This is a genomic window from Prevotellamassilia timonensis (genome assembly GCF_900106785.1).
GTDB classification, from domain to species: domain Bacteria; phylum Bacteroidota; class Bacteroidia; order Bacteroidales; family Bacteroidaceae; genus Alloprevotella; species Alloprevotella timonensis.
This window is the reverse complement of the sequence record NZ_LT629845.1, coordinates 512409-538703: the sequence shown is the minus strand read 5'-3', so window position 1 is coordinate 538703 and position 26295 is coordinate 512409. Positions and strand designations below refer to the sequence as shown.

The window sequence follows — 26295 nt, the reverse complement described above, 5'->3', positions numbered from 1 at the left end:
ATGCCTGCATTTTACAACGAACCCCAACCGCAATGAACATAAAAAAGAACCTCATATTAGCCACCATATCATTAGCCTCGGCCAATGCTTATGCACAAGACTACGTCAAGACGGCACAATTCAACCTTGGCAAATTGTTAGAGACTGACACCATCAGTTTCAGGTTAGAATACCCAGAATACGAAAGGTTGTCCTCTGCATCAGTCAAACAACTGCAAGCCCAAGGTTTTGAAGCACAAAATGAGGTGGACTTTCATATTACACGTTCTATCAGTCGTGGCGACGTCATTGCAGATGTCACCTATATACCCGTAGTAAAACGTCACAACGCGTGGTATGCTATAAAAAACTATACGCTGCAGCCCACCATTCAAGGTCCCAAAGTATCAAGCGCTACACGTCGCATATTCCAAGCCACAACTGATGTATACAAATCTGAGCGCTACGCCAAGCAATCAGTACTGGCCAAAGGCAAATGGGTTAAAATGTATGTGGACAAGGAAGGCATATACCAACTTACCGACGAGCAGCTCAAAAGTGCAGGATTTGCCGACCCGTCGAAAGTAAAATTATACGGTTATGGCGGGCGACTGATACAAGAGAACTTACCCTTCGAGGGCACCGACGCGCTCATAGACGACCTTAACGAGGTACCTCTGTACCGCAGAAACGGTTCCGTGCTATTCTTTGCCGAGGGGCTGACCTCATACAAGAGCAACACACAATTCAGCAACAACACCTTTTCAAAACACAGCTACTATTTCCTGACTGAAGCTGAAGGCAACGACAATGCGCCACTACAATTTGGCACACTCGACCACGCCACATCACAAGCCACTGAAACAAGCATCGTAACAGCGCACGCACTCCTTAACAACGAAACGTGTGTGTGGTATGGCGGCGGACGTAATTTTTACGACAGCAACGACCTGCAGAGCGGACATACATTCAAAATAAAACTCCCTGGCAATATCACCACAAGCGATGTGCAGGTAGTGTACGATGTAACAGGTGCATCAGTAGGGTCGTCATCATACTTCACCATTACAGATGCCGACACCCAAAAACAATATGCCAAGCAGAACCTCGGTTCAACAAGCGAGGGAGAAGAGGCACGCGGCTATCACAGCAGTTTCAAAGCGCAATTTGGCACCGAAGCCAAATTAAAGATACAAACACCCGCTGCAGGCAAACTCAACTACCTGTATCTCAGCTACCAGCAAGCCCTGTCGGTAGCCAACACCACTACATTCAGCGGCAATGCGCAAGATCCGGCCACCTTCGTCATAAGCGATGCCGATGCCAACACACGCGTGTGGCAAATTGGCGATGCGCAAAATGTATGCGCCGAACTACCCGGCCAACTCGAAGGCAGCACCTACAAAGCAACTGCCGCTAAAGGGAACGCGCGTTTTGTTATCGTCGATATTAAAAAGAGCTACGACAGCCCCACCATTGTCGGTTCAGTCGACAACCAAAATTTGCATGCCGACAGCAACATTGACTACATTATTATTGTACCCGCGTCAGGCACACTTACAGCCCAAGCCGAACGGCTTGCCGATTTTCACCGAGACAAACAAGGCCTGCGTGTCAAAGTGGTACGTGCCGACCAAATCTACAACGAGTTCTCGTCAGGCACCCCCGATGGCAGTGCCTACCGCCGCTACATAAAGATGCTCTACGACCGGGCAGACAGCATGGCAAACGCGCCACGTTACCTTTTGCTCTTCGGTAATTGTGCTTACGACAACCGAATGATTACAACCGAATGGAAAAAGCACAATCCCGACGACTACTTGCTGGCCTACGAACGCAGCGACGAAGAGAACAAAGTTGGTGCCTACGGTATTGGCACCATTCACGACTATGTAACCGACGACTACTACGCCCTGCTCGATGACGGCGAAGGCAACAACATCGCGTCTGAAAAGATCGACCTCGGTGTGGGACGTTTCCTTTGCACAACCGAGGACGAAGCAAAAATCTTGGTCGACCAAACCATAACATACATCACCAACGAGCATGTCGGCCCATGGAAAAACCGCATGTGGGCCATAGCCGATGTTGGCAATAACAACCTCCACATGAGCGATGCACAAAGCGTATGCCAACAAACAGCCCAATCGGCAGACAAGGGTTTTATGGTACGTCGCATATACCCCGATGCCTATAGCGTAGTGAGCGAAGCCAAGGGCAACACCTACCCCGAGGCAACAAGCAAGCTGAAAAGAGCCATGCAACAAGGTGCACTCATATTCAACTACAATGGCCACGGCAGTCCAAAGCGCATTTCCAACTACTTTCTGCTCGATCGCGACGAAATGAGCAGCAATGTGAGCAGCGCGCTGCCTATATGGATTTTTGCTTCATGCGAAATCACCCCCTACGACCAACAATCCGATGGCGACATGGGGCGCAATGCCATCTACAACCAACAAGGGGGGGCCGTTGGCGTACTTTGCGCGTCGCGCTCGGTCTACGCCAACTACAACCGGTCGCTTAACAAAGGCTTTATAAAATATCTGTTTGCAAAGGACGGCAACGGCAAGCGATACACCATTGGCGATGCCCTGCGCTTGACAAAAACCGAACTTGTGTCGAGCAACGGAGGTAACACCATCGGCTACGACAGGAGCATCAACAAAATGAAATACGCCTACTTTGGCGACCCCGCTGCCGAACTCAAGTATGCCGATGCCGGTGTCAAGATAGACAGCATCAACAGCCAATCAGCCACTACAAGCAATATAGCCCAACTCGAAGCTGGCAACGTGGTAAGTTTCACTGGTCACATTGGCACCGCAACAAGTTTGGAACGAACCGACACGGCCTTTAGCGGCACACTCTATGCCACGCTTTTTGCCCCGATACAAAAAATCACCTGCAAGGGCCAGGGCAACAGCAGCACCGTCACACCGCTCACCTACACCGACTACACCCAAATACTGTTCGAAGGCAGCGTACCTGTCAACAACGGGCAGTTCACCATCAAGACAAGCATACCGCGCAGTGCCCCCCTCAGCACCGCCACACCGCTTTTGTCGCTCTATGCAGTCAGTGCCGACAAGCAACAGGAACTGTGCGGGCAATTCAGCAAATTCAACATCAGCAAGAGTGCTGCCAACGAAGGTACCGACAGCATCGCACCCAAAGTGTTCATATATATCGACAACCCCGACTTCCCCGACGGAGGGCGCATTGGCACCGAAGCCACACTCTATGCCACTGTTACCGACTCGAGCGGCATATCCATGATGACAGGCAGCATGGGACACGACATGACACTGTGGTTTGACAACGGAAGCAAAAACAGCATCAACGTCAACGACTACTTCACCTTCGAGCAAGGTTCATACATGAGCGGCACACTCACCTATCCACTAACGGCACTCACACCAGGCAAACACACCGTCTACTACCGGGTGTGGGACGTAAATGACAACAGCACCCTTGCGCAACTCACATTTAACGTAATCGAAAACGGCCAGTCAGCGTTCGGCGTTTATGCCACGAGCAATACACCCGAAAGGTCAACCACCTTCGTCACCACGTTTAACGACCTCGACCCAAGCGTGAGCCACATGGTACAAACCGAGGTGTACAGCATAGCCGGCTACCGCGTATGGCACCAATCAACCGAAGCCGCTGCCGGCACAACCAACGTGTCTATACCATGGCAACTCAACGATTATGCCGGCAACAAGCTGCCCGCAGGTGTTTACCTTTACCGCAGCAAAGTATCAGGAAAGGACACAAACACCCAAAAACTTATTATCCGATAAATGGCCTACATACAAACAAGCAAACAACACAACTATAACATGCGACATACCTCACACAAACCAAGCAATAAAATGCACGCCCACCTGCTTGCAGGCAGTGCCTTGCTGATAGCAAGCATACTACCACAGACATTGCGAGCCGACGACGAAATACGCGACCAGTTCAACCCTGTACGCACAGCCGTCACATCACTCTCTATTGCCCCCGATGCCCGAGCCGGCGGTATGGGTGATGTGGGTGCGGCAACCGACCCCGACGTCAACTCACAATACTGGAACCCTGCAAAGTACCCCTTCAACATCTCACGTGCAGGATTTGCAATAAACTACACCCCATGGCTGCGCAAACTGACCAGTGGCATCGCCTTGCTCAATGCCTCCGGCTACGTGCGTTTGGGCGATTATCAAGCGCTCAGTGCATCGCTGCGCTACTTTACGTTGGGCGAGTTCACGGTATCAGGCGATGAAAGCATGAGCGTCAAGCCGTATGAACTGAGTGTTGATGCGGCCTACTCACGTATGCTTAGCGAGAAGTTCTCGGCCGCGGTTGCTCTGCGCTACATTTATTCAGACATCAACGGCCACTACGACGACAACTCCACTGGCGGTTCTGCCTTTGCAGCCGACATTGCACTCTACTACAACACCTACTTAATGATGGGGCAACGCGAGTGCCAGTTAGCCTGGGGTTTGAACATCAACAACATTGGTAGCAAGATATCCTATGGTGACGACCGTTCATACTTCATACCTACCAACCTGCGCCTCGGTCTCAGCTACATGATACCGCTCAACGAGTACAACCGCATCGGGTTCTCTGCCGACATCAACAAGTTGCTCGTGCCCTCCATGCCATTGCAGCGTGCCGACGAAAGCAATGAGGACTACGAGGAGCGCCTTAACAGCGAATACTATAACAAGTCTTCCATCGGAGGCATATTTTCATCATTCGGCGATTCGGAAAGAGGCTTCAAGGGCGAAATGGAAGAGATACAATGGAGCGTCGGTGCCGAATACACCTACAACGACAAGTTCACGCTGCGCGCCGGCTATCATAACGAGAGCAAATGGCAGGGCAACCGCAAGTACGCCACAGTCGGTGCCGGTTTCCGCATGAGCGTAATGTCTATTGATGCCGGTTATGTGATTGCCACCTCTGCCTCTAACCCACTCGATCAAACCCTGCGTGTGTCACTGGCATTCGACATGGACGGCATACGCGATTTATTTGGAAAACGCCGATGAAAATACGAGTTGGAATGGGATACGATGTACACAAACTCGTACCCGGCCGCGCCCTGTGGTTAGGCGGCATAAAGATTGAACACGACCTCGGTCTGCTCGGACACAGCGATGCCGATGTACTGATACACGCCATTTGCGATGCGCTGCTTGGTGCTGCCAATCTGCGCGACATAGGTTATCACTTTCCCGACACCGACCCAGCATACAAGGGTGCCGACAGCAAAGTGCTACTGGCACAGACCATCAACATACTCAAGGCCGAGGGGTGGCAAGTGGGCAACATTGATGCTACAATATGTGCAGAACGCCCCAAAATCAACCCACACGTGCAGGCCATGAAAGAATGCTTGTCACCAATTATGCACATCAGCACAAACGATATCAGCATTAAAGCCACTACCACCGAAAAACTTGGCTTCACAGGTCGCGAAGAGGGCATTTCTGCTTATGCCGTGGTGTTGATCGAAAAGGTCTGAGCATTGAACAATGTGCTAATATGTTAATGTGTTAATATGCTAATGGGCTGACGCCGTAGCGTTGCAAATAGTAACGCTACGGCGTCAGCTATATTTGCACATCTGCACATTTGTGAGCACTGCGAGCTAATGTCACCGTAAAACTCTCTTGTAATTAATTGCAGTCCGGTAAAAACAATATTTGTCATTTTGTCTACACTCTGCACTAATAGCACCTAACATACTGATAATCATTAGCTATCGTGCGTGTAGACAACCCCATTTTCTACCTACACACTGCCTGCACTTTTTGATGATGCTTATCATGCTTTACTGTGGCGGCATAGCGTGCAACCAGCATAGGGGGAGCGAAAAACCTGTCACTCCGACAGGAAACACGCTCCCCCTATGCCGTACGTCCCGTGTGACACAACCATTAAAAACATCTGCACAAACAGGCAAAAAACGTCTGGCAACCTACATGGTGCAAACAGTGCATACAACAATCATGATGCGGGCAGCGTGCAGACAATAGTGCACACAAAGTGCAGATTTGTCTACACGCCGTAACACGCTGATATTCAATGTTATACAAGCAAAAGTGCAGAGTGCAGACAAAATCACGAAAAGTCGTGTGGGACATAATCCCGAACATCTTTGCACGCATATACTACACCACACGAGGTTGCTTTCTCACACCGCCACCGCACCCACATGGCCACACCTTTTTGGCAAACGCTTGCATACAATAATGCCACAAGTCAAAAGGACCAGGCACCTGTCCCACAACAACATATAAATACGGCAAAAATAAAATCTTCGTGCTGATAGTAAATACCGGCAACGAAAATTGCAGTAATGTATACATTGTTTTCAAGAAAATTGTTATACCTTTGCTAAAGTAAAACGATACAGAGCGCGCCCCAATGCACATAGCACTTGCGTGCCGCCCACGTTTCTAACCTCTATGCAACCACGAAAGCGATGAAGGAAGAATATAATCTGAAAAAGGCTCTTAAGGAGTACTTCGGCTTTGACACATTCAAAAGCAATCAAGAGGATATTGTTAAATCTCTGCTTGAAGGCCATAATGTATTTGTACTTATGCCTACAGGTGGAGGCAAGTCATTATGCTATCAGCTGCCGTCACTGCTCATGGACGGCACAGCCATAGTCATATCTCCGCTTATTGCCTTGATGAAGAACCAAGTCGATGCCATCCGACACATGAGCCAGGAGGACGGCATAGCCCACTATATCAATTCATCGCTTAACCGCAACCAAATAGAGCAGGTAAAGAATGACATCACAAATGGGGTTACAAAACTGCTTTATGTGGCACCCGAAAGCTTGACCAAGGAAACTTATGTCGAGTTTCTGAAAACGATCAAGATTTCATTCTATGCCGTTGACGAGGCTCATTGCATCTCGGAATGGGGGCACGACTTCCGTCCCGAATACCGCAAAATACGCCCCATCATCAACAACATTGGTAATGCACCCGTGATTGCACTCACTGCCACTGCCACCGAAAAGGTGGCTACCGACATCAAAAAGAGTTTGGGCATAACCGATGCCATAACCTACAAGAGTTCGTTCAACCGTCCGAACCTCTACTACGAAATCCGCCCTAAAACCAAGGATATTGACCGCAATATAATCAAGTTTATCAAGCAAGGCGGCACACGCAGCGGCATTATATATTGTCTGAGCCGCAAAAAAGTAGAGGAGTTGGCCGAGGTGTTGCGAATGAACGACATTAAAGCTGAAGCCTACCATGCAGGATTGGATCCGGCCACACGTTCAAAAACACAAGACGACTTTTTGATGGAACGCATCAACGTCATAGTGGCCACCATCGCCTTTGGCATGGGTATAGACAAACCCGACGTAAGGTTTGTCATACACTACGACATACCGAAGAGCCTGGAGGGTTACTATCAAGAAACCGGACGTGCCGGACGTGATGGCGGCGAAGGCAAATGTATTGCTTTTTACTCGCGAAAAGACCTAAAAAAATTAGAGAAATTTATGGAGGGCAAGCCTTTGGCTGAACAAGACATTGGCAAACAACTCCTAAAGGAAACCGCAGCCTACGCTGAAAGTTCGTTATGTCGCCGAAAACTATTACTACACTACTTTGGCGAGACCTATGACAAGGACAACTGTGGCAACTGCGACAACTGTTTACACCCTAAAAACAAAGTGGAAGCTAAAAAAGAATTGTTGAAAGTGCTGGAAGTTATCTCTGCAACGAAAGAGAACTTCTGTGATGATTACATTAAGGATATATTACTCGGCAATCGCACCGAAGAGATTAGCGATTACCATCACGACGAACTCGAGGAGTTCGGTTGCGGTGAGGAAGTTGATGAACGCATTTGGAATGCTGTTATCAAGCAAGCACTCATATCTGGCTATCTTGACAAGGACGTCAACAACTATGGCGTGCTGAAAATCACCGAAAAGGGACGCAAATTCATGACGAAGCCGCAATCCTTCGAGATTATCGAAGACCGCGACTTTGAAGAGGAGGCAGAAGCAGAATTGCACGAAGAATCGGCATTTTCCGTTGACCCGGCCCTGTTTACCATGCTCAAGAATCTGCGCAAGAAGATGTCGAAAGAGCAAGACATTCCACCTTACGTCATATTCCAAGACAATTCACTCGAGGCCATGGCCACCTTCTACCCTCAAACTCTTGAGGAGTTGCAGAACATTCCTGGTGTGGGAGCTGGAAAGGCCAAGAGATACGGCACCGAATTTTGCAAACTCATCAAAAAGCACTGCGAGGACAACGACATTGAAAGGCCCGAGGATTTACGCATACGAACCGTGGCCAACAAGTCGAAATTGAAGGTTAGCATCATTCACAGCATCGACCGCAAAGTGGCGTTAGACGACATAGCCGTGGCCAATGGCATTGAATTTGACGAGCTACTCGACGAAATTGAAGCCATTGTATACTCTGGCACCAAAATAAACATTGACTACTTTATCAATGAAATGCTTGACGAAGATTTGGTAGACGACATCTATCAATACTTCAAAGAAAGCGAAACTGATGACCTTGATGCCGCTCTTGACGAGCTTGGCGATGACTACAGCGAGGAGGAAATTCGCTTGGTACGCATCAAGTTTATCTCTGAAATGGCCAACTAACCACACATGGCCGCACTCTACAATAATTACACTACCCGATTATGACAGAAATTAAAGATAGCGAAAGCACTGAGAAGAAGAGCTTGAACTTTATTGAGCAAATTGTGGCCAACGACCTGCAAGAAGGCAAGAACGGGGGCCGCCTGCAAACACGTTTTCCACCCGAACCCAATGGCTACCTGCACATTGGCCATGCCAAAGCCATTTGCATGGACTTTGGCGTAGCACAAAAGTTTGGAGGTGTGTGCAACCTGCGTTTTGACGATACGAACCCCCAAAAGGAGGACACTGAATACGTCGAAGCCATCAAGCAGGACATTGAATGGCTGGGCTTCAAATGGGGCAACATTTATCATGCCTCTGACTACTTTCAAAAGCTGTGGGATTTTGCCGTCCGTCTCATCAAGGAGGGCAAGGCTTACGTTGACGAACAAACCAGCGAGCAGATAGCAGCCCAAAAAGGCACCCCCACTCAACCGGGTGTGGAGAGCCCCTACCGCAACCGCCCCATAGAGGAGAGTCTCCAGTTGTTTGAAAAGATGAATTCAGGCGAAATACCCGAAGGTGCCATGGTTTTGCGTGCCAAAATCGACATGGCAAATTCCAACATGCACTTTCGCGACCCGATTATTTACCGCATCATCAACAAAGAGCACCACCGCACTGGCAACAAGTGGAAAGTTTACCCCATGTACGACTTTGCACACGGCCAAAGCGACTACTTTGAGGGCGTAACACACTCTATCTGCACATTGGAGTTTGTACCCCACCGTCCGCTCTACGACCACTTTATTGACGAGCTTAAGGAGGGTAAGGACCTTGACGACAACCGTCCACGTCAGTACGAATTCAACCGTCTGAACCTGACCTACACCGTCATGTCAAAGCGCAAGCTTTTGGCTTTGGTGCAGGAGCATCTCGTTGATGGTTGGGACGACCCGCGCATGCCGACCGTATGCGGCTTGCGTCGCCGTGGCTACTCGCCCGAGGCTGTAAGAAAGTTCATCGACATGATTGGCTATACCAAGTTTGACGCACTCAACGACTATGCCATGCTCGAGGCTGCTGCCCGCGAGGATTTGAACGCGAGAGCGCTGCGCGTAAGTGCCGTGTTGAACCCCGTCAAGCTGATTATAACCAACTATCCTGAAGGACAGACCGAAGAAATGGAGGCAGTCAACAATCCCGAACGCGAAGAAGACGGCACACATACCATCACCTTCAGCCGCGAATTGTGGATGGAACGCGCTGACTTTATGGAAGATGCGCCCAAGAAATTCTTCAGAATGGTGCCTGGCAAGGAGGTGCGCTTGAAAAATGCTTACATTGTAAAGTGTACTGGCTGCAAAAAAGCAGCCGACGGCACAATCGAAGAGGTATATGCCGAATACGACCCCTCAAGCCGCAGCGGCCTTGAAGGAGCAAACCGCAAGGTTAAAGGCACACTTCACTGGGTGAGCGTGGCACATAGCTTGCCAGCCGAAGTGCGTTTGTACGACCGACTCTTCAATGTCGAAAATCCCTCAGCTGACGAAAGAGACTTTAGAGAGTTGCTCAACCCAGACTCGCTGAAAGTACTCAGCAACTGCTATGTTGAAAAGTTCGCTGCCGAAAACCCAACTGGCAACCGCTACCTGCAGTTCCAACGCACAGGATATTTTACTGCAGACAAGAACTCTACGCCCGACCACCTTATATTCAACCGCACGGTGAGTTTGAAGGATACTTGGGCCAAGCAGAAGTAAATCGAAGGATTTATGGGTGGGGCTAATAATTCTGAAATAGGGATTTGTGCTCTATCGGACGCCACACCCACTGATTTCACAAAACGACTTTGAACATCATAATATTGGGCTACGCTTAAATGCAATGCAGTTCGTTGCACGCAACAGCGTAGCCCTTTATTGTTCAATAAGTAGGTGTTCAAAATTATTTAATACAAACAGTAGGTATCATTTTCACATTGAAAGCACATTCTCGAGACACATCTGTTCCCTTCGGTCTCGGTCACATAGCCCGCTATGCTTTCTCACCCGAAGGAAACATCTGCGCCCCGATAATGCACTTTCAATGTAAAAATAATTTTGAACACCTACTTAAACATGGGGACACCATATATGGATAAATATCTGAAAGAAGCAATTGCAGAATACGAGCAAAAGATTGAAACAGGTGAAGACTTCTACATGGACGCCTCCACCCTCATGGACATTGAGGAATACTACGAGAAGAATAACCGTAAATATGATGCGGAACGCCTTATGCGTTTCGCCGAAAAGTTGCACCCTGACAATGAGGAGGTGCTCGTGGTAAAGGCATACCAGCTAAAGGGTGATGGCAAATGGAATGAAGCCATGGGCATCATTAAAGGCATTGCCAATCAAGCGAACCGCGACGTGCAACTATTTTACATTGAATGGGACGTGGCTTGCAGCAGATTAGACAAAGCCGAAGTACGGACGCAACACAATCTGCCAGCGGTCATGAACGACAACGACTATGATTGGTACCTTGACCTGGGAGAAATATACCTGGACTACGGATTTCAGAAGCGCGCACTAAAGTATCTTGAACAAATACCCAAGAACTACCAATTTCGCAGTCGCGCTGACGAACTTATAGCCGAAGCCTACTTTCAGTCACAAAATTACGACAAGAGCATAGAGGCTGCCAACCGACAGGTTGACATCAACCCTTACGACGCCATATCATGGAGCCAACTGGCTGACATTCAGCAAAAGTGCGGGCTGTATCAAGAGTGCATACAGAGCTGCGACTACGCACTCGCCATCGACGACACCAACCAACGTGCCATGAGTTTGAAAGTGTTCGCCACCTTTGCTACACAAAACACCGAAGAGGGACTGAAACTGTGTATTAAATACGCCCATTTGTGCCCCAATGATTATAGTTTGCGCATGTATGCAGGTGAACAACTTTATGCGCAACATCGCGAAAAGGAAGCTTTGCAATCACTGCAAGATGCCCTCAGACTCTGCCCGCCCGAAAGTCCAGACCACCTGCGCATCACGACCGACCTTGTTTACACCCACATCATGCTGGGCAACGACAATATGGCAGAAGAGCTTGCTTTGTCGCTTGGCATGCTCGGCAGTTCGCAGTGCAGCCTGCTTACACAACTGGCAGCCTATTACCATGAATTTCAAAATGACAAAAAGGCTGTTGAGCTGCTTGACAAGGCATTAGATGCGCCACATAATGACATGAAGGAGTACACGGCCATTGTTGAGCAACTGAATGAAATCAAGAACTTTAATTTAACAAGCGAGCTGTGGATAAAACTGGCAAAACAACCCATCATACAAGAGAGTTGCGACATATATCCTTACATAGCCTTGGCCATGTACAAACTAATGCAGAAGGAGCTGTTCCTTCGCAACTTTCAAATCACGCTTGCCACCAGGCCCGACATGGTGGTCAAACTGTTTGGCCGCATGTTCAACACATACGTTCTCGACGATATTCTACAACAAATCAAGAAGGATTTCAAACTGGAATAGGTGTGCAAGCGGATTGTGACCTTCACTTGGACGAATTACAATGCAACAACCAAAGGAGCAAAAATGCCGAGAGGAGACCGTAAGGCAATTTCTAATTTCCCCATTCCTCTCCCTCCCCTCCCTCTCCAACAACTCTTTGCTCATCGCATAGAGCCGATAGAACATCAGAAGGCTGAAGTACAGAAGGCCATTACCAACCTTAAAACCTTGCTTGCCTCTCGTATGCAGTATTGGGTTGAATGAAAAAACGCAAGCACTAATGGGGGCGACGCGTTCCGCGTCGGGCTATTTTTCAGCAGCCTCGTCCCGCGAAAATTAAGGCAAAGGCTCACAGACAAGCGTATAAATTAAATAATGCTGTCTGCGAGCCTTTACATCAGTGTATGAACATTGCATTTTTCCCGTCGCGGAACGCGTCGGCCTCATTAGTGCTTGCGTTTTTGTAGCGCGTTTTAGGCAACTCAAATTACTTCAACAAGTCGGGGCGTAGGCGTTTGGTACGTTCCATGCTTTGTTGCAATTCCCATTCCTTGATTTTTGCATCATGCCCCGAAAGCAGAATATCGGGCACTTTCCACCCTTTATAATCAGCAGGACGTGTGTATACTGGCGCAGCTAACAAGTTGTCTTGAAAAGAATCACTCAAGGCGCTTTGTTCGTCGGAAAGCACACCCGGCACCAGGCGCACGAGTGCATCGCTGATGATGGCCGCTGGCAGTTCACCCCCAGTCAGCACATAGTCGCCTACACTTATCTCCTTAGTAATAAGGTGTTCGCGTATTCTGTAGTCTATACCTTTGTAATGACCACACAGAATTATAATATTCTTTTTCAGCGACAGTTCGTTGGCCATTGGCTGGTCGAACTGTTCGCCATCGGGCGATGTAAAAATTATTTCATCATAATCGCGCTCCGATTTTAACTGGCTGATGCAGGCATCGATAGGCTGACACTGCATCACCATACCAGCAAAGCCGCCAAAGGGATAGTCATCTACCCGGCGGTGCTTGTCTGTAGTGTAGTCACGCAAATTATGTACATGTATTTCAACGAGTCCCTTCTTTTGGGCACGAGCCAATATAGAGGTGTTTACAAAGCCGTCAAGCATTTCGGGCAAAACGGTTATGATATCAATACGCATAGATGGTAGTGTATGGTTTCAAAATTACATCGCAAAATTACAAATTTATTGGCGAAAGTCTGTACTTTTGTATTTCAAATTAGGAACACGCTCACAACAAGCTAACGACATGGACGAGAAAGCACGTATATTGCAACTCCGCAAAGAGTTGCACCAACACAACTATAATTATTACATACTCAACGCTCCAACCATTACCGACCAGGAGTTTGACATGCTCATGCACGAGCTCATGGACCTTGAACGCAAACACCCGGAAATGGCTGATGCCAACTCACCTTCTGTGAGAGTTGGCAGTGACCTGAGTCAGGACTTTGTACAGGTAGAACACACGACGCCCATGTTGTCACTCGGCAACACCTACTCACGAACAGACGTTGAGGATTTTTACAACCGCATAAGGGAGGGGCTGCAAGGTGAACCTTTTGAAATTTGCTGCGAGCAAAAATTCGATGGACTGAGCATTTCCCTCATTTATGAGAACTATAAACTGGTGCGTGCTGTGACACGTGGTGATGGTGTGCGCGGCGACGATGTAACGGCCAACGTCAAAACGATCCGAACCATACCCCTGCAGTTGCCTGAAGACTGCGGCTGCCCCGCAAACTTTGAAATTCGTGGCGAAGTGCTGATGCCGTGGCAAAGTTTTGAAAAGCTTAATGCCGAACGCGAGGCACGCGAAGAACAACTGTTTGCCAATCCGCGCAATGCTGCCTCAGGCACGCTCAAAAGTAAAAGTTCGGCAGTTGTGGCACACCGCCACCTCGATGCTTACCTTTACTATGTGATGGGCGACAGCATACACGAGCCTACACACTTTGGCCGGCTGGCCAAAGCACGCCAATGGGGCTTTAAGGTGTCAGACCACGTAAAACTGGCACACTCTGTTGACGAGATATTTGAATACATTGACTATTGGGACGTACACCGCCGCGAATTGCCTGTGGCCACTGACGGCATTGTGCTGAAAGTAAACTCACTGCAGCAACAACAACGCTTAGGCTTTACAGCCAAAAGCCCACGATGGGCTATAGCTTACAAATTTAAGGCAGAACGTGCCTGCACCACACTGCGCGAGGTGACTTACCAAGTAGGCCGCACGGGCGCCATAACCCCCGTTGCCAACATGGACCCCGTGTTACTGGCCGGCACCATTGTCAAACGCGCCTCATTGCACAACGAGGATATTATCAAGCAACTTGACCTGCACATTGGCGATCACGTTTATCTTGAAAAAGCCGGCGAAATTATTCCACAAATTGTGGGTGTCAACACCGAGGCACGCCAACAAACCGGTGAAGCGCTTGGCCCAAAGGTGTCATTCATTACACACTGCCCCGAATGTGGCTCACCATTGGTGCGCTACCCAGGCGAGGCAGCAACCTATTGTCCGAATGACACAGCGTGTCCGCCACAGCTCAAGGGGCGCATTGAGCATTTTATCAGCCGCGATGCCATGAACATAGAATCACTCGGCCCAGAAACGGTGGACGCCTATTTCGAACGAGGACTCATTCACGATGTGGCCGACTTGTACCAACTTAAAGTGCAAGACCTTTGGGGCGAAGATGGCACGAAAGCCCGTTCGGCTAATAAAATAATCGAAGGTATTGAAGAGAGCAAGAAGGTGCCGTTTGAGCGAGTTTTGTTTGCCCTCGGCATTCGTTTTGTGGGCAAGGTCGTGGCCAAAGGTATTGCACGCCACTTCAAATCAATGGAAGCTCTGTTTAAGGCAAGTATCGACGACCTGCTTGCATGCGACGGTGTGGGTGAGGTGATAGCATCAAGCGTTCGTACATTTTTGCGCGAAGAACGCAACATCACCCTGATTAAACGATTGAGCGATGCTGGCGTACAGATGTGCATTGAGGAAAAGGAAATGGCATCTACGCTACTTGCTGGCATGACAATCGTTATAAGTGGCACATTTGAACAGCACTCGCGCGAGGAGTATAAGAAAATTATTGAAGACAATGGTGGCAAAAACGCTACAAGCATATCAAAGAAGACTTCTTTTATTCTTGCCGGCGAGGGAATGGGCCCATCTAAGCGTGAAAAAGCAGAAAAACTGGGTATACCCATCATTAACGAAACCGAGTTCTTAGCCAAACTCGAAGTTTGAACCATGACTGCAGACGGACTCAAACACCAAACGCTACCTCTGATAGGGGCGGAGCGTCCCGCAAGATTTTAGGCAAAGGCTCACAGACAAGCGTGTAATTAGCACCGTCTGTGAGCCTTTGTTTTGTGTATGTACATTGCATCTTCCACACGGGACGAGGCTGCTAAAAAAAACGCGGGACGCGTCGCCCCCATTAGTGCTTGCGTTCGGCGTTTGAGTTCGTTCGCATTTTTACGTTTTACCAGACAGTTCCCTTTGCCAGAATGGCAAACAAGTTGAGATAATAACAAAGATGATATTTGAACTTTGTTATATAGAAGACAACAATATGAAACCTATATACTATCATCTGCTATCAAACCATCAAGCGTTCTACACAATGTATCGCTATTGACCTTTTCAACATAGATGGCACGAACAATCCCGTTATTATCAGACACATAGACACGCGGTATGCCTGCTGTGGCAAACAACGCATAGACACTGCGATCCGTCTGTGCCGAATATGGTATGTCCAAACCTTGCGCCTGCCAATATGCGGCAACATCATTGCCAGATTGCGCCCTGCTTATACACACAAAAGCGACACACGCTTTATACTTATTATAAACGTTCTGTAACGCAGGCAAAGCCCGCTGGCAATCTTTGCATTGGGTGCTGAAAAACACTATTACGGACGCATGCCCACGCAAATTATCACTACTCACCAAAGTGCTGTCACTTGTAGTCACCGTAAAATCAGGCAAACGCTGCCCAACACTCACAATGTCCGTCACCTTAGCATTTTCCTCTAATTTACCCAGACATGACGTCATTAGGCCGACAGCTATGACTAAAAGCAAAAAGATTTGTTTCATTCTGCAAATGTACAAATAGCATTGCGCTTATCCGAAAGTTTGATGGCAAATATTCAATCATTTGCATTCTGCCGCAAATATTCTATGCTCTGACGAAATATACGATATTTTCACAGAGTGACTCCATAAACAACCTAAGGCGCAAATGTCCAAGAAATAACACGTTTTGCTTTGTTGAAAGTTGGGTTTGCAGTAACTTTGCTTACCAATAGCAGCAATACATAGCAAATTGCAGAGTGGAATATGCCAATACCTGCATAGACTTTGTATTGTCATAAGGAGTATGCAGACAAGCTGTCATACAATTTATACGAACAACGTAACTAACTGACAACCAGCGTATGTACGATAATTATATTGAACTAATGATTGAAGGCATGACACGTGGTCGAGAACTGCAAGATGCTTTCATTTTGGTGCTGCGTGAAAAGGAGGGCAAACGTTTCCTTCCAATCCTCATTCCGCACAATGGGTACGATATGATTGCAAATGCATTAAAGCATAAAGACTTTACTTGCTCAAAGCTGATGAATAAATTGGCTGGGCGCGTGGGCATGACCATGATAGGTGTACGACTGATGCAGCCAGCCAATGGTGAGACACAAGCCTTGCTTGACTTTGAGCTTGTTAATGAAGTGGTGTCTATCACCGTGCCCGTGGCCGAAGCCGTTGTGTCAGCAATAGAAACACACTCTGCACTGTGGGTGCAACGCGACACTTTTGAGCGACAATCAAGAATGAACAATCCGGACAAGCAAAGCATGGCCTTGCCCCTTGCTGCCATGAGCAACAACTTGCTTAAAGAAGCTCTCAAATCGGCAGTCGAAGATGATAACTTTGAACTGGCCAGCGTGTTACGTGACGAGCTTAACAAGCGGGATATGGCAAATAACAACGAGTAGAAGCCAAACAAGACAAATCATGAAAGAGACACACATTTTCTATGCGCCACAAATAGCTGAAGGCTCTAACGAACTTCCAGCCGACGAAGCAGGACATGCTGTACGCGTGCTCAGAATGAGAGAGGGGGACGCACTGACCCTGACTGATGGCATTGGCCATTTCTACGACGCACATATTACAGTGGCCTCGGCAAAACACTGCACTTTTGCCATTGACCACGAATGGAACGACCACAAACTATGGCAAGGCAGCATTAACTTGGCTGTTGCACCGACTAAAAATATGGACCGCATGGAGTGGTTTGCTGAAAAAGCCACCGAAATTGGAGTTGATAAAATATCACTTCTCAACTGTGCCAATTCTGAACGACGCGTGGTAAAAACCGAACGACTGGAAAAAATAGTCGTTTCGGCCATGAAACAAAGTCACAAAGCTTTCAAACCAGAGATAGAACCCCTTACATCATTTGAGGATTTCATAAACAAACCTTTTGACGGACAGAAGTTCATAGCACATTGCTACACCCCCGAGGAGACAGGCGACAACCAGGACGGCATTCACCTTTCAGGACGTAATTTCTTAGGCGAGCTTCTTAATTCAGACGGGGAGTCCTTGGTTCTTATCGGCCCAGAAGGCGATTTCAGCATTAGTGAAGTTGACAAGGCTATTCGCAATGGTTTTCAACCAATTAGCCTTGGCGAAAGTAGATTAAGAACAGAGACTGCAGCACTTGTTGCCGTGCATCTCATGTATTTGGCAAAACGCACAAAGGCCTAACTCTATAGAATGTTATGCAAAAGGCTAAATCGAAGAAATATATCATTGCAACTACAATAGTGGTTGCAGCCATTGCAGCCTTGCTCACATGGTGGCTTTGGCCCAAAGGATATGAGGATTTCATACCAGCACAAAGTAAAGCTGTTATACGCATCAACCCTGCAAAAATAAAAGACCAGGTGGGCGGCCAAACGCTCCCGGCATGCTTGGGCGAAATGATGGCTGGCACCACATCGGGTATTGATATGAGCAAGCCTGTATACGCTTTCATCACACCTAACGAATACTTCTGCATCACAGCAAAGATTGATGATGGAGATGAGTTTGCCCGTGCGCTTGCACAAAAGGCAAAGCTTAACACCGGCAATATTGACAAATCTGATGGCAGAAACTGGGCCTGGATAAACAGCGGCTGGCTCGTGAGTTGGGATAACAGCAACATGGTATGTATTGGCCCCGGCGTTGCGAAAGAACGCGACTTATTGCGCCAGACGATTACGGCCATGATTAACTCGGGCGATAACTTTACAAGCACCGATGCTTTTAACAAGCTCAAGGCTATTGATGGCAGCATACAAATATACACTCAACTCGACGCGGTGCCTGCACCATATAACATGCTGTTCCGCCTTGGTGTGCCCCCCGACTGCGACCCTGCCGCAATACACGTGTTTGCCGCCGCAAATGTTAAACGCAGTAAGCAGGGACAGTTAACAATGTCTGACATTAACTGCGAAATTACCAGCGACAACAACGATATTATCAATGCAATCAACACCTTTGAACAATCAAAAGGCTGTATAACCACCCCACCAACCACAACTACAGCCGGGCACTTATTGTTCATGGCCACGCGTGCACAAGGCAAGCCATTACTACAACTGCTCAAAACGGACGCCACGCTACGCGGGCTACTCATGGGCCTCAATCAAACATTTGACGCTGATCAGATGATAGGTAGCACAGACGGATTGTTTAGCATTGCAATTGATGCCTTTGGCAAGGATTGGACACCATCATTTTGCATGAAAGCTGAAACGCACACTTCCCACCTTTTTGACGATGCAAACTATTGGCTGCAAAGTGCACACAAACAAAAGAATGTACTATTGAAGCAGTTGTCAGACCATGCTTTCTATCTGAGCAGCGACAAACAGCAACTTAACTTTGGCTTGCAAGACTGCAACAATGCACTATATTTTGCATCGCCCCAAATGATTGGTGAAGCTAAGAAACCTTTTGGCTTTGACAAAAGCAACTCGGCAAACGGCACTTTAGTTTACATCAGTCTTGATGTGAATGGTCTGCTCAAGCAGCCCTGTTTTGAACAAGGCGGGCTACACGACTTAATCCGCAAATTTACGTTAGGCGCACAACATATCACCTATCAAGCCATGAGCGGCCGTAAAGCAACAATCAGCATCGAATAAAACCAGCATATTATCATGCAATCAATTACATTATCAAACGTTCTGCCTCATGTCTTTGCCCAACGTTCAGACCTTAAGAGCGAGATATGGAAGCAAAATGTGAAGTTTGAAAAAGGTAAGCTCTATTTGGTCGAAGCCATGTCGGGCACAGGCAAATCTACTCTGTGTAGCTACGTATTAGGATACCGGCATGACTATACCGGCCTTGTACGTTTTGACGATACTGACGTCAAAACACTCACTGTAAGCAATTGGGTGGATATACGGCAACGTAACATCAGTCACTTGTTTCAAGAACTGCGCTTATTCCCCGAACTGACAGCTCTTGAAAATGTCGAGATTAAGAACAAACTTACAAATTTCAAGACCCAAGCAGAGATTGAGAGTTGGTTTGAGCGTTTGGGCATTGCCGACAAACTTGATGCCAAAGTTGGACGTATGAGTTTTGGACAACAGCAACGCGTAGCCATGATACGCGCTTTGGTACAACCCTTCGACTTTTTGCTGGCCGATGAACCTATCAGCCACCTTGACGACACCAATTCTGCCATTATGGCTGATATCATGATGTCTGAAGCCAAACGGCAGGGAGCCGGAGTTATCGTAACGAGCATAGGCAAGCACATGGAACTTGACTATGATCAAACATTCAAACTATAATTCGCAAACAGACGCTTTGCTATGAACAAGTTGATTTGGAAATTGCTCAGACAGCACATCAGCCTGTCACAACTTGCAGGTTTTTTCTTTGCCAACCTTTTTGGCATGTGGGTAGTCATGCTGGGCATTCAGTTTTATAAGGACATCATACCGGTATTTACCGAAGAAGACAATTTTATCAACAACAACTTTTTGGTTGTTTCCAAACACATCACGACCGTTGGCACACTGTCAGGCCGCAGTAACGCTTTCTCAACATTCGACATTGACGATGTGCGCAAACAGCCCTTCTGTAAAAAAGCGGGTGCTTTTACGTCCTCACAATATAAGGTGTCTGCAGCAATGGCAGTTAATGGTGCAGAGCCTCTGAACACGGAAATGTTCTTTGAAGCCGTACCCGACAGTTTTGTTGATGCCTCAGCAGCCGACTGGCAATATAAGCCCGGCGATGAAGAAGTGCCTGTCATTTTGCCTCGTACGTATATTGCACTATATAACTTTGGTTTTGCACAAAGTCGCAATCTGCCAAAAGTAAGCGACGGACTTGTCGGTATGATTGATATGCGCATCTTTATCAATGCCAACGGCCAACACGCCCAATTCAAAGGCAAGGTGCTGGGCTTCTCAGGCAGATTGAACACAATACTCGTCCCCCAATCGTTTATGGATTGGAGCAATGCCACCTACGAACCTGGTAAGACGGAGGATCCATCACGCATCATATTGGAAGTTAACAATCCTGCAGACTCACGCATAGCGCAATACATGCAGCAAAAGGGCTATGACGTAGAAGACAACAAACTGGACGCTGGCAAGACTACTTACTTCTTGAAGGTCGTGGTAAGCATGGTGATGCTTGTCGGTTTATTGGTCAGCATACTTTCATTCTACATTCTTATGCTCAGCATATATCTGCTTGTACAAAAAAATACGCAGAAACTTGAGAACCTGCTACTCATAGGCTATAGCCCCAACCGTGTGAGCCGCCCCTATCAATTACTGACTCTCGGCATGAATGCAGCAACACTCATATTGGCGTTTGCATTATTAATAGTCGTTCGCGACTATTATATGCACGTTATCGGCCTTATTTTCCCAACAATAAAAAGAGGTAGCATGCTGCCCGCACTTTTGACTGGTGGAGGCATTTTTGTATTAGTTTCTATTATTAACATCATTGCCATCCGCAAAAAGGTCATGAGCATTTGGAACAGAAAGGAATAACAGCATTATGAAAGAATTACTCTCACTATACAAGCACTGGAAAGGGCAAGCGCCTCTTAAGGTGGAAACCCTGCCTAAAGCAGGCAGCAACAGACAATACGTGCGCATATATGCAAATAACAACGAAAGCGTAATCGGCGTTATAGGCCCTTCAACACATGAAAACCACTGCTTTGTATATCTTGCCCGGCACTTTTCTGAAGCAGGAATGCCTATGCCGCACATTTACGCAGTGAGCGATGACGAGACGTGCTACATACAGCAAGACCTTGGACACGAATCTCTTTACGATGCACTCGCAAATGCTCGTAAAAACGGATATAATTATGGCCAAGAAGAAGTTGCACTGCTTGAAAAGACCTTGCGAATGCTTGCACATGTACAGGTTGAGGGCGGAAAGGGCATTGACTACGAGCAATGTCTGCCTCCGATACGCTTTGACCATCAAGCCGCCATGTTCGACTTAAATTACTTCAAATACAGTTTTTTGAAGACAACGGACTTGCCTTTCAACGAAATAGAGTTGGAACGCGACATGCAACAGTTCGCAAAGGACCTGGCCGGTAATGAGCAAGATGATCATTACTTTTTGTATCGCGACTTTCAAGCCCGCAACGTCATGCTGTGCGATGGTGCTCCATATTTTATAGACTTCCAAGGCGGAATGCAAGGCCCCCTGCAATATGACATTGCATCATTCCTGTGGCAAGCGTCTGCACGTTATCCGCAAACATTGCGTGAGCAACTAATTGATGCTTACTTAGCCGAATTGCAACAAATTGTGCCACAACTCAATTCCAACGCGTTCCGCCAGCGTTTACAACAATTCGTATTATTCCGCATACTACAAGTGCTCGGAGCCTATGGCTTGCGTGGCTACTTTGAACGCAAAAAGTACTTCCTTGACAGCATACCTCTGGCAATACAAAATTTGCGCCGTTTGCTACTTGAAGGTGTCGCTACGCCCTACCCCTGCCTGAATGACACGTTGCACCGCATGGTAGAGCTGCCACAGTTTAACCAAAAGTCCGAAGAGCTTGGCCAGGCCACAAAGTCAAAGTATGACGGGCAAGGGCCATTAGTTGTACGCGTATTCAGTTTCAGCTACAAGAAAGGTATTCCCGAAGACACCTCTGGCAACGGAGGCGGATATGTATTTGACTGCCGAAGCACACACAACCCCGGACGCTACGAACAATACAAGCCTCTCACCGGCCTTGATGCTCCCGTAATCAAATTCTTGGAGGACGATGGCGAGATTCTCACATTCCTTGATTCTGTATACAAGTTGGCTGATGCACACGTGACACGCTACATGGAACGTGGATTTACAAATTTGATGTTCTCATTCGGCTGTACAGGTGGGCGACATCGCAGTGTATACTCTGCCCAACACCTGGCCGAGCATATACACCAAAAATTCGGCATAGAAGTACATATCTGTCATAGGGAGCAAGGCATTTCTGACACGCTTAATGCCACCAAATAGCACATATCTGCAGACTGAAGGTGTACTTACTGAAAGGCGCTGACTGACGACAAACTGCGAGTTAAGTTTCTCTAAAAAAATACTTGAGATATATTGTTATCCAATAATAAGCAGTAACTTTGCTTTAAGACATGCCTATGAATACAGCCGAAATGAACCATTTTCAAGACATTTATGACGCATTAGACCATGGCCAAACTGATGAAGCCATGCGACTTATCTGCCAAGAGCAACAAAAAACAGAGCATTCGGCAGAACTCTACTACTTGCAAGGTAAAGTATTCATGAAGCTGTCTGACTGGGGCAATGCCATTTCGTGTTTTCTAAAATCTGAAGAGATTGAACCGGAAGGCCCCGCACGCCAATGCAGATTGATGCTGACAGAAATCATGGATTTCTACAACAAGGACATGTACAACCAATAACACATACACTCATGCCCCTGAAGCCGGGCAGGAATTTGATACATATAAATATGAGCAAAATGAAAGGAGCTCTTGTCATCGACACCAAACGATGCAAGGGATGCGGACTATGCATTGTGGCATGTCCCACCCATACGCTCGAATTGTCAAAAAAAGAAGTCAACCATAAAGGCTATGCCTATTGCGAGGAAATAGCAGACACTTGCATTGGCTGCGCTTCGTGCGCCATTGTATGCCCCGACGGTTGCATTAGTGTTTATCGAACAAAAGAGTAGAATCAGGTATAAGAAAAGACTCACGCAAAACTATATATGTGTGCAGTCTGCCCTTGAAACATACTTCTATGAAAGAAGAAAACGAAGTACTCCTACTTAAGGGGAATGAAGCCATAGCACGCGCAGCCATACGCTGTGGGTGTGACGGATATTTTGGATACCCTATTACACCTCAAAGCGAGGTGCTTGAAACTTTGGCAGAGTTAAAGCCTTGGGAAACTACCGGCATGGTGGTGTTGCAGGCTGAAAGCGAAGTAGCATCAATCAACATGCTATATGGCGGTGGCGGAAGCGGCAAACGCGTCATGACATCTTCATCATCACCTGGCGTAGCGCTGATGCAAGAGGGTATCAGCTATATGGCTGGCGCCGAAGTACCAGGACTGATTGTTAATGTGCAGCGCGGTGGCCCTGGTCTTGGCACCATTCAACCATCACAAAGCGACTACAACCAAGCAACAAGAGGCGGTGGTAATGGCGATTACAACGTAATTGTATTGGCACCTGCATCTGTACAGGAAATGGCAGACTTTGTTGACTTGGCATTTGAACTCGCATTCCGGTACCGCAACCCTGCAATGATCCTTTCCGATGGCGTTATCGGCCAGATGATGGAGAAAGTTGTGCTCCCCCCGTTCAAGCCTCGCCGCACCGAGGAAGAGATTGCTAAAGAGTGTCCTTGGGCCGCTAACGGACATGGACTGAAAACACGTGGCCCCCAAGTTATCACATCTCTTGAACTTGAGCCGTCAAAAATGGAAGCTAAAAACTTGCATTTGCAGCACAAATATCAAGAAATAAGAGACAAGGAGGTTCGATACGAATGTCAAAACCTTGAAGACGCGGACTATGCTATTGTAGCTTTCGGTTCGGCAGCACGCATCTCACAAAAGGCAATGGAAAGCGCCCGCAAGCAGGGGCTTAAAGTGGGATTGTTCCGCCCTATAACCCTATGGCCTTTCCCCGAAAAGCAAATCAGCGAACTCAGCAAGAAGGTCAAAGGTATTTTGGTCGTTGAAATCAATGCAGGACAAATGATATTTGACGTGCGATGCGCAGTTGAAGGCAGAACGCCCGTTGAACATTATGGACGCTTGGGAGGCATTGTACCCGACCCAGACGAAATTATAGAAGCCTTGCGAAAGTTACAATAACAAGTGCCATACGCACCTTTAACAACGCTTTAATATGATCAATAACAACACACCTGGAAACGGGCATGACATATTGGAACAGTTGCGTCAGTCAAGAGAGGCGCAACAAAAAAGGCGCATGACGCATAATCTTTTCCTGAGAAACATTCTCAATAGCATTTTCATCATTGTGGCTTTGGTTGCCATGATTGGTATCTTGGTTGACAACACACGCACCATGCTGTGGTATAGTGTCGGTTTGTTTGCTGTCATCATCAAAATGGTTGAAGTTGTATTAAGAATGCCCGGAATAAAGAAAAATAATTTTTCAGCCAGAAACTCATGACAAGAGAAGATATTATCAAACCAGAGAATTTGGTGTATAAAAAGCCAGAACTCCTGAACGACACGGACATGCACTACTGTCCTGGGTGTTCGCATGGCGTTGTTCACAAACTTGTGGCAGAAGTCATTGCAGAAATGGGCCTGGAAGAAAAGACAATAGGTATCAGCCCCGTTGGTTGTGCCGTTTTTGCCTACCGTTACATTGACATTGATTGGCAGGAAGCTGCACACGGGCGCGCGCCAGCACTTGCCACAGCATGTAAGCGACTTTGGCCAGACCGTTTGGTGTTTACATATCAGGGAGATGGCGATTTAGCATGTATCGGAACTGCCGAAACAATTCATGCCCTCAATCGTGGCGAGAACATCACCATGATATTCATCAACAATGCCATCTATGGCATGACTGGTGGCCAAATGGCTCCCACCACCCTATTGGGCATGAAAACTGTTACTTGCCCGTACGGCCGTGACCCTAAATTGCATGGTTATCCACTCAACATTACAGACCTCGCTGCAAACCTTGAAGGCACAGCATATGTTACACGTCAAAGTGTACATAGCGTTGCCGCCATACGCAAAGCGAAGAAAGCTATTCGCCATGCATTTGAAAACTCAATGCAAGGCAAAGGTTCTAATTTAATCGAAATTGTATCTACCTGTTCTTCTGGTTGGAAGATGTCACCCGTCAAAGCCAATGAATGGATGGAAGACCACATGTTCGACTTTTACCACATTGGCGACCTGAAAGATAAATAAACAAGACACATGAAACAAGAAATTATTATATCTGGATTTGGTGGCCAAGGAGTGCTTTCAATGGGCAAAATTTTAGCTTATGCGGCACTTATGGAGGGCAAAGAAGTAACATGGATGCCTGCATACGGACCTGAGCAACGTGGTGGCACAGCAAATGTAACGGTCATCATCAGCGACGAACCCATATCATCGCCCATACTCAGCACATACGATACGGCCATTCTGCTCAACCAACCCTCACTCGACAAGTTCCAACCCAAGGTTAAAAAAGGTGGTACTCTTATATACGATAGTTTTGGAATCATAGAAAAGCCTTCACGCACAGACATCACCTCATGGCACATTCCTGCAATGGAATCTGCTGCCGAAATGTCTATGATGAAGTGCTTTAACATGTTCATCTTAGGAGGTTTTCTTAAAGTTCACCCAATCGTATCCATCGAGAGTGTAATGAAAGCCTTACGTAAGACACTGCCTGAGCGTCACCACAATCTGCTACCTATGAACGAGCAGGCCATTCTGAAGGGACGTGATATTATTTCGAAATAATAAAAAGGAGACCGTACTCCCCATATTAACCAAATAAA

Annotated in this window: 21 protein-coding genes; 19 read left to right on the top strand and 2 right to left on the bottom strand. The window is 47.3% G+C overall.

Features of this window, described 5'->3' with window-relative positions; translation table 11 throughout:
• Positions 1 to 32 precede the first annotated feature (32 nt).
• The 6 genes from porU to BQ5453_RS10820 all read left to right on the top strand — a co-directional run bounded on the left by porU (position 33) and on the right by BQ5453_RS10820 (position 12168).
• The gene (porU, locus tag BQ5453_RS10850) at positions 33 to 3785 is read left to right on the top strand and encodes a type IX secretion system sortase PorU (RefSeq protein ID WP_071123223.1); all 3753 of its coding nucleotides are present in this window, start codon (positions 33 to 35) and stop codon (positions 3783 to 3785) included.
• Between the two features lie 72 nt (positions 3786 to 3857).
• Positions 3858 to 5030 (top strand): type IX secretion system outer membrane channel protein PorV, encoded by a 1173-nt coding sequence (porV, locus tag BQ5453_RS10845; RefSeq protein WP_071123634.1) that lies wholly within the window; start codon positions 3858 to 3860, stop codon positions 5028 to 5030.
• Positions 5027 to 5506 (top strand): 2-C-methyl-D-erythritol 2,4-cyclodiphosphate synthase, encoded by a 480-nt coding sequence (gene ispF, locus BQ5453_RS10840; protein WP_022102712.1) that lies wholly within the window; start codon positions 5027 to 5029, stop codon positions 5504 to 5506. Before porV ends, ispF begins: the two co-directional genes overlap by 4 nt.
• Positions 5507 to 6469: 963 nt before the next feature.
• Entirely contained in the window at positions 6470 to 8647 is a 2178-nt protein-coding gene (gene recQ, locus BQ5453_RS10830; RefSeq protein WP_071123221.1) for a DNA helicase RecQ, read from the top strand.
• Between the two features lie 41 nt (positions 8648 to 8688).
• Positions 8689 to 10392, top strand: coding sequence for a glutamine--tRNA ligase/YqeY domain fusion protein (locus tag BQ5453_RS10825; RefSeq protein ID WP_071123220.1), 1704 nt, complete (start codon positions 8689 to 8691; stop codon positions 10390 to 10392).
• 357 nt (positions 10393 to 10749) lie between these two features.
• Positions 10750 to 12168, top strand: a complete 1419-nt coding sequence (locus BQ5453_RS10820) for a tetratricopeptide repeat protein (RefSeq protein WP_235860078.1) — start codon at positions 10750 to 10752, stop codon at positions 12166 to 12168.
• 466 nt (positions 12169 to 12634) lie between these two features.
• On the opposite strand, the gene trmD is transcribed toward BQ5453_RS10820, so the two are convergent.
• Entirely contained in the window at positions 12635 to 13309 is a 675-nt protein-coding gene (trmD, locus tag BQ5453_RS10810; RefSeq protein WP_071123217.1) for a tRNA (guanosine(37)-N1)-methyltransferase TrmD, read from the bottom strand.
• A gap of 109 nt (positions 13310 to 13418) precedes the next feature.
• On the opposite strand from trmD, the gene ligA reads away from it, so the two are divergent.
• A complete protein-coding gene (ligA, locus tag BQ5453_RS10805; protein ID WP_071123633.1) occupies positions 13419 to 15431 on the top strand; it encodes an NAD-dependent DNA ligase LigA in 2013 nt (670 codons plus the stop codon).
• Positions 15432 to 15766: 335 nt separating this feature from the next.
• On the opposite strand, the gene BQ5453_RS10800 is transcribed toward ligA, so the two are convergent.
• A complete protein-coding gene (locus tag BQ5453_RS10800; protein WP_071123216.1) occupies positions 15767 to 16288 on the bottom strand; it encodes a TlpA family protein disulfide reductase in 522 nt (173 codons plus the stop codon).
• Positions 16289 to 16629: 341 nt separating this feature from the next.
• On the opposite strand from BQ5453_RS10800, the gene BQ5453_RS10795 reads away from it, so the two are divergent.
• The 12 genes from BQ5453_RS10795 to BQ5453_RS10745 all read left to right on the top strand — a co-directional run bounded on the left by BQ5453_RS10795 (position 16630) and on the right by BQ5453_RS10745 (position 26257).
• The gene (locus BQ5453_RS10795) at positions 16630 to 17190 is read left to right on the top strand and encodes a UvrB/UvrC motif-containing protein (protein WP_022102722.1); all 561 of its coding nucleotides are present in this window, start codon (positions 16630 to 16632) and stop codon (positions 17188 to 17190) included.
• A gap of 19 nt (positions 17191 to 17209) precedes the next feature.
• Positions 17210 to 17968 (top strand): 16S rRNA (uracil(1498)-N(3))-methyltransferase, encoded by a 759-nt coding sequence (locus BQ5453_RS10790; RefSeq protein WP_071123215.1) that lies wholly within the window; start codon positions 17210 to 17212, stop codon positions 17966 to 17968.
• Positions 17969 to 17982: 14 nt separating this feature from the next.
• Complete coding sequence (locus tag BQ5453_RS10785; protein WP_071123214.1) at positions 17983 to 19398, top strand: DUF4836 family protein; 1416 nt, start codon at positions 17983 to 17985, stop codon at positions 19396 to 19398.
• A gap of 15 nt (positions 19399 to 19413) precedes the next feature.
• Entirely contained in the window at positions 19414 to 20058 is a 645-nt protein-coding gene (locus BQ5453_RS10780; protein ID WP_022102725.1) for an ATP-binding cassette domain-containing protein, read from the top strand.
• 21 nt (positions 20059 to 20079) lie between these two features.
• Positions 20080 to 21282 carry a hypothetical protein gene (locus BQ5453_RS10775; protein ID WP_071123213.1) on the top strand — a complete coding sequence of 401 codons (1203 nt, stop codon included), beginning with the start codon at positions 20080 to 20082 and terminating at the stop codon, positions 21280 to 21282.
• Positions 21283 to 21289: 7 nt separating this feature from the next.
• A complete protein-coding gene (locus BQ5453_RS10770) occupies positions 21290 to 22771 on the top strand; it encodes a RapZ C-terminal domain-containing protein (protein WP_071123212.1) in 1482 nt (493 codons plus the stop codon).
• A gap of 137 nt (positions 22772 to 22908) precedes the next feature.
• Positions 22909 to 23196: a tetratricopeptide repeat protein gene (locus BQ5453_RS10765; protein ID WP_083361217.1), complete on the top strand. Its 288-nt coding sequence runs from the start codon at positions 22909 to 22911 to the stop codon at positions 23194 to 23196.
• A gap of 50 nt (positions 23197 to 23246) precedes the next feature.
• On the top strand, positions 23247 to 23471 hold the full coding sequence (locus tag BQ5453_RS13845) for a 4Fe-4S dicluster domain-containing protein (RefSeq protein WP_074027675.1): 225 nt from the start codon (positions 23247 to 23249) through the stop codon (positions 23469 to 23471).
• Between the two features lie 68 nt (positions 23472 to 23539).
• On the top strand, positions 23540 to 24625 hold the full coding sequence (locus BQ5453_RS10760) for a 3-methyl-2-oxobutanoate dehydrogenase subunit VorB (protein ID WP_071123211.1): 1086 nt from the start codon (positions 23540 to 23542) through the stop codon (positions 24623 to 24625).
• 34 nt (positions 24626 to 24659) lie between these two features.
• Positions 24660 to 24950, top strand: coding sequence for a hypothetical protein (locus BQ5453_RS10755; protein WP_071123210.1), 291 nt, complete (start codon positions 24660 to 24662; stop codon positions 24948 to 24950).
• Positions 24947 to 25708 carry a thiamine pyrophosphate-dependent enzyme gene (locus BQ5453_RS10750; protein WP_022102732.1) on the top strand — a complete coding sequence of 254 codons (762 nt, stop codon included), beginning with the start codon at positions 24947 to 24949 and terminating at the stop codon, positions 25706 to 25708. Before BQ5453_RS10755 ends, BQ5453_RS10750 begins: the two co-directional genes overlap by 4 nt.
• 9 nt (positions 25709 to 25717) lie before the next feature.
• Positions 25718 to 26257, top strand: coding sequence for a 2-oxoacid:acceptor oxidoreductase family protein (locus BQ5453_RS10745; RefSeq protein ID WP_022102733.1), 540 nt, complete (start codon positions 25718 to 25720; stop codon positions 26255 to 26257).
• Positions 26258 to 26295 lie beyond the last annotated feature (38 nt).

Coding starts and splice junctions, on each gene's coding strand:
- porU (WP_071123223.1), top strand. CDS start 33: ATGAACATAAAAAAGAACCTCATATTAGCCACCATATCATTAGCCTCG.
- porV (WP_071123634.1), top strand. CDS start 3,858: ATGCACGCCCACCTGCTTGCAGGCAGTGCCTTGCTGATAGCAAGCATA.
- ispF (WP_022102712.1), top strand. CDS start 5,027: ATGAAAATACGAGTTGGAATGGGATACGATGTACACAAACTCGTACCC.
- recQ (WP_071123221.1), top strand. CDS start 6,470: ATGAAGGAAGAATATAATCTGAAAAAGGCTCTTAAGGAGTACTTCGGC.
- BQ5453_RS10825 (WP_071123220.1), top strand. CDS start 8,689: ATGACAGAAATTAAAGATAGCGAAAGCACTGAGAAGAAGAGCTTGAAC.
- BQ5453_RS10820 (WP_235860078.1), top strand. CDS start 10,750: ATGGGGACACCATATATGGATAAATATCTGAAAGAAGCAATTGCAGAA.
- trmD (WP_071123217.1), bottom strand. CDS start 13,309: ATGCGTATTGATATCATAACCGTTTTGCCCGAAATGCTTGACGGCTTT.
- ligA (WP_071123633.1), top strand. CDS start 13,419: ATGGACGAGAAAGCACGTATATTGCAACTCCGCAAAGAGTTGCACCAA.
- BQ5453_RS10800 (WP_071123216.1), bottom strand. CDS start 16,288: ATGAAACAAATCTTTTTGCTTTTAGTCATAGCTGTCGGCCTAATGACG.
- BQ5453_RS10795 (WP_022102722.1), top strand. CDS start 16,630: ATGTACGATAATTATATTGAACTAATGATTGAAGGCATGACACGTGGT.
- BQ5453_RS10790 (WP_071123215.1), top strand. CDS start 17,210: ATGAAAGAGACACACATTTTCTATGCGCCACAAATAGCTGAAGGCTCT.
- BQ5453_RS10785 (WP_071123214.1), top strand. CDS start 17,983: ATGCAAAAGGCTAAATCGAAGAAATATATCATTGCAACTACAATAGTG.
- BQ5453_RS10780 (WP_022102725.1), top strand. CDS start 19,414: ATGCAATCAATTACATTATCAAACGTTCTGCCTCATGTCTTTGCCCAA.
- BQ5453_RS10775 (WP_071123213.1), top strand. CDS start 20,080: ATGAACAAGTTGATTTGGAAATTGCTCAGACAGCACATCAGCCTGTCA.
- BQ5453_RS10770 (WP_071123212.1), top strand. CDS start 21,290: ATGAAAGAATTACTCTCACTATACAAGCACTGGAAAGGGCAAGCGCCT.
- BQ5453_RS10765 (WP_083361217.1), top strand. CDS start 22,909: ATGAATACAGCCGAAATGAACCATTTTCAAGACATTTATGACGCATTA.
- BQ5453_RS13845 (WP_074027675.1), top strand. CDS start 23,247: ATGAGCAAAATGAAAGGAGCTCTTGTCATCGACACCAAACGATGCAAG.
- BQ5453_RS10760 (WP_071123211.1), top strand. CDS start 23,540: ATGAAAGAAGAAAACGAAGTACTCCTACTTAAGGGGAATGAAGCCATA.
- BQ5453_RS10755 (WP_071123210.1), top strand. CDS start 24,660: ATGATCAATAACAACACACCTGGAAACGGGCATGACATATTGGAACAG.
- BQ5453_RS10750 (WP_022102732.1), top strand. CDS start 24,947: ATGACAAGAGAAGATATTATCAAACCAGAGAATTTGGTGTATAAAAAG.
- BQ5453_RS10745 (WP_022102733.1), top strand. CDS start 25,718: ATGAAACAAGAAATTATTATATCTGGATTTGGTGGCCAAGGAGTGCTT.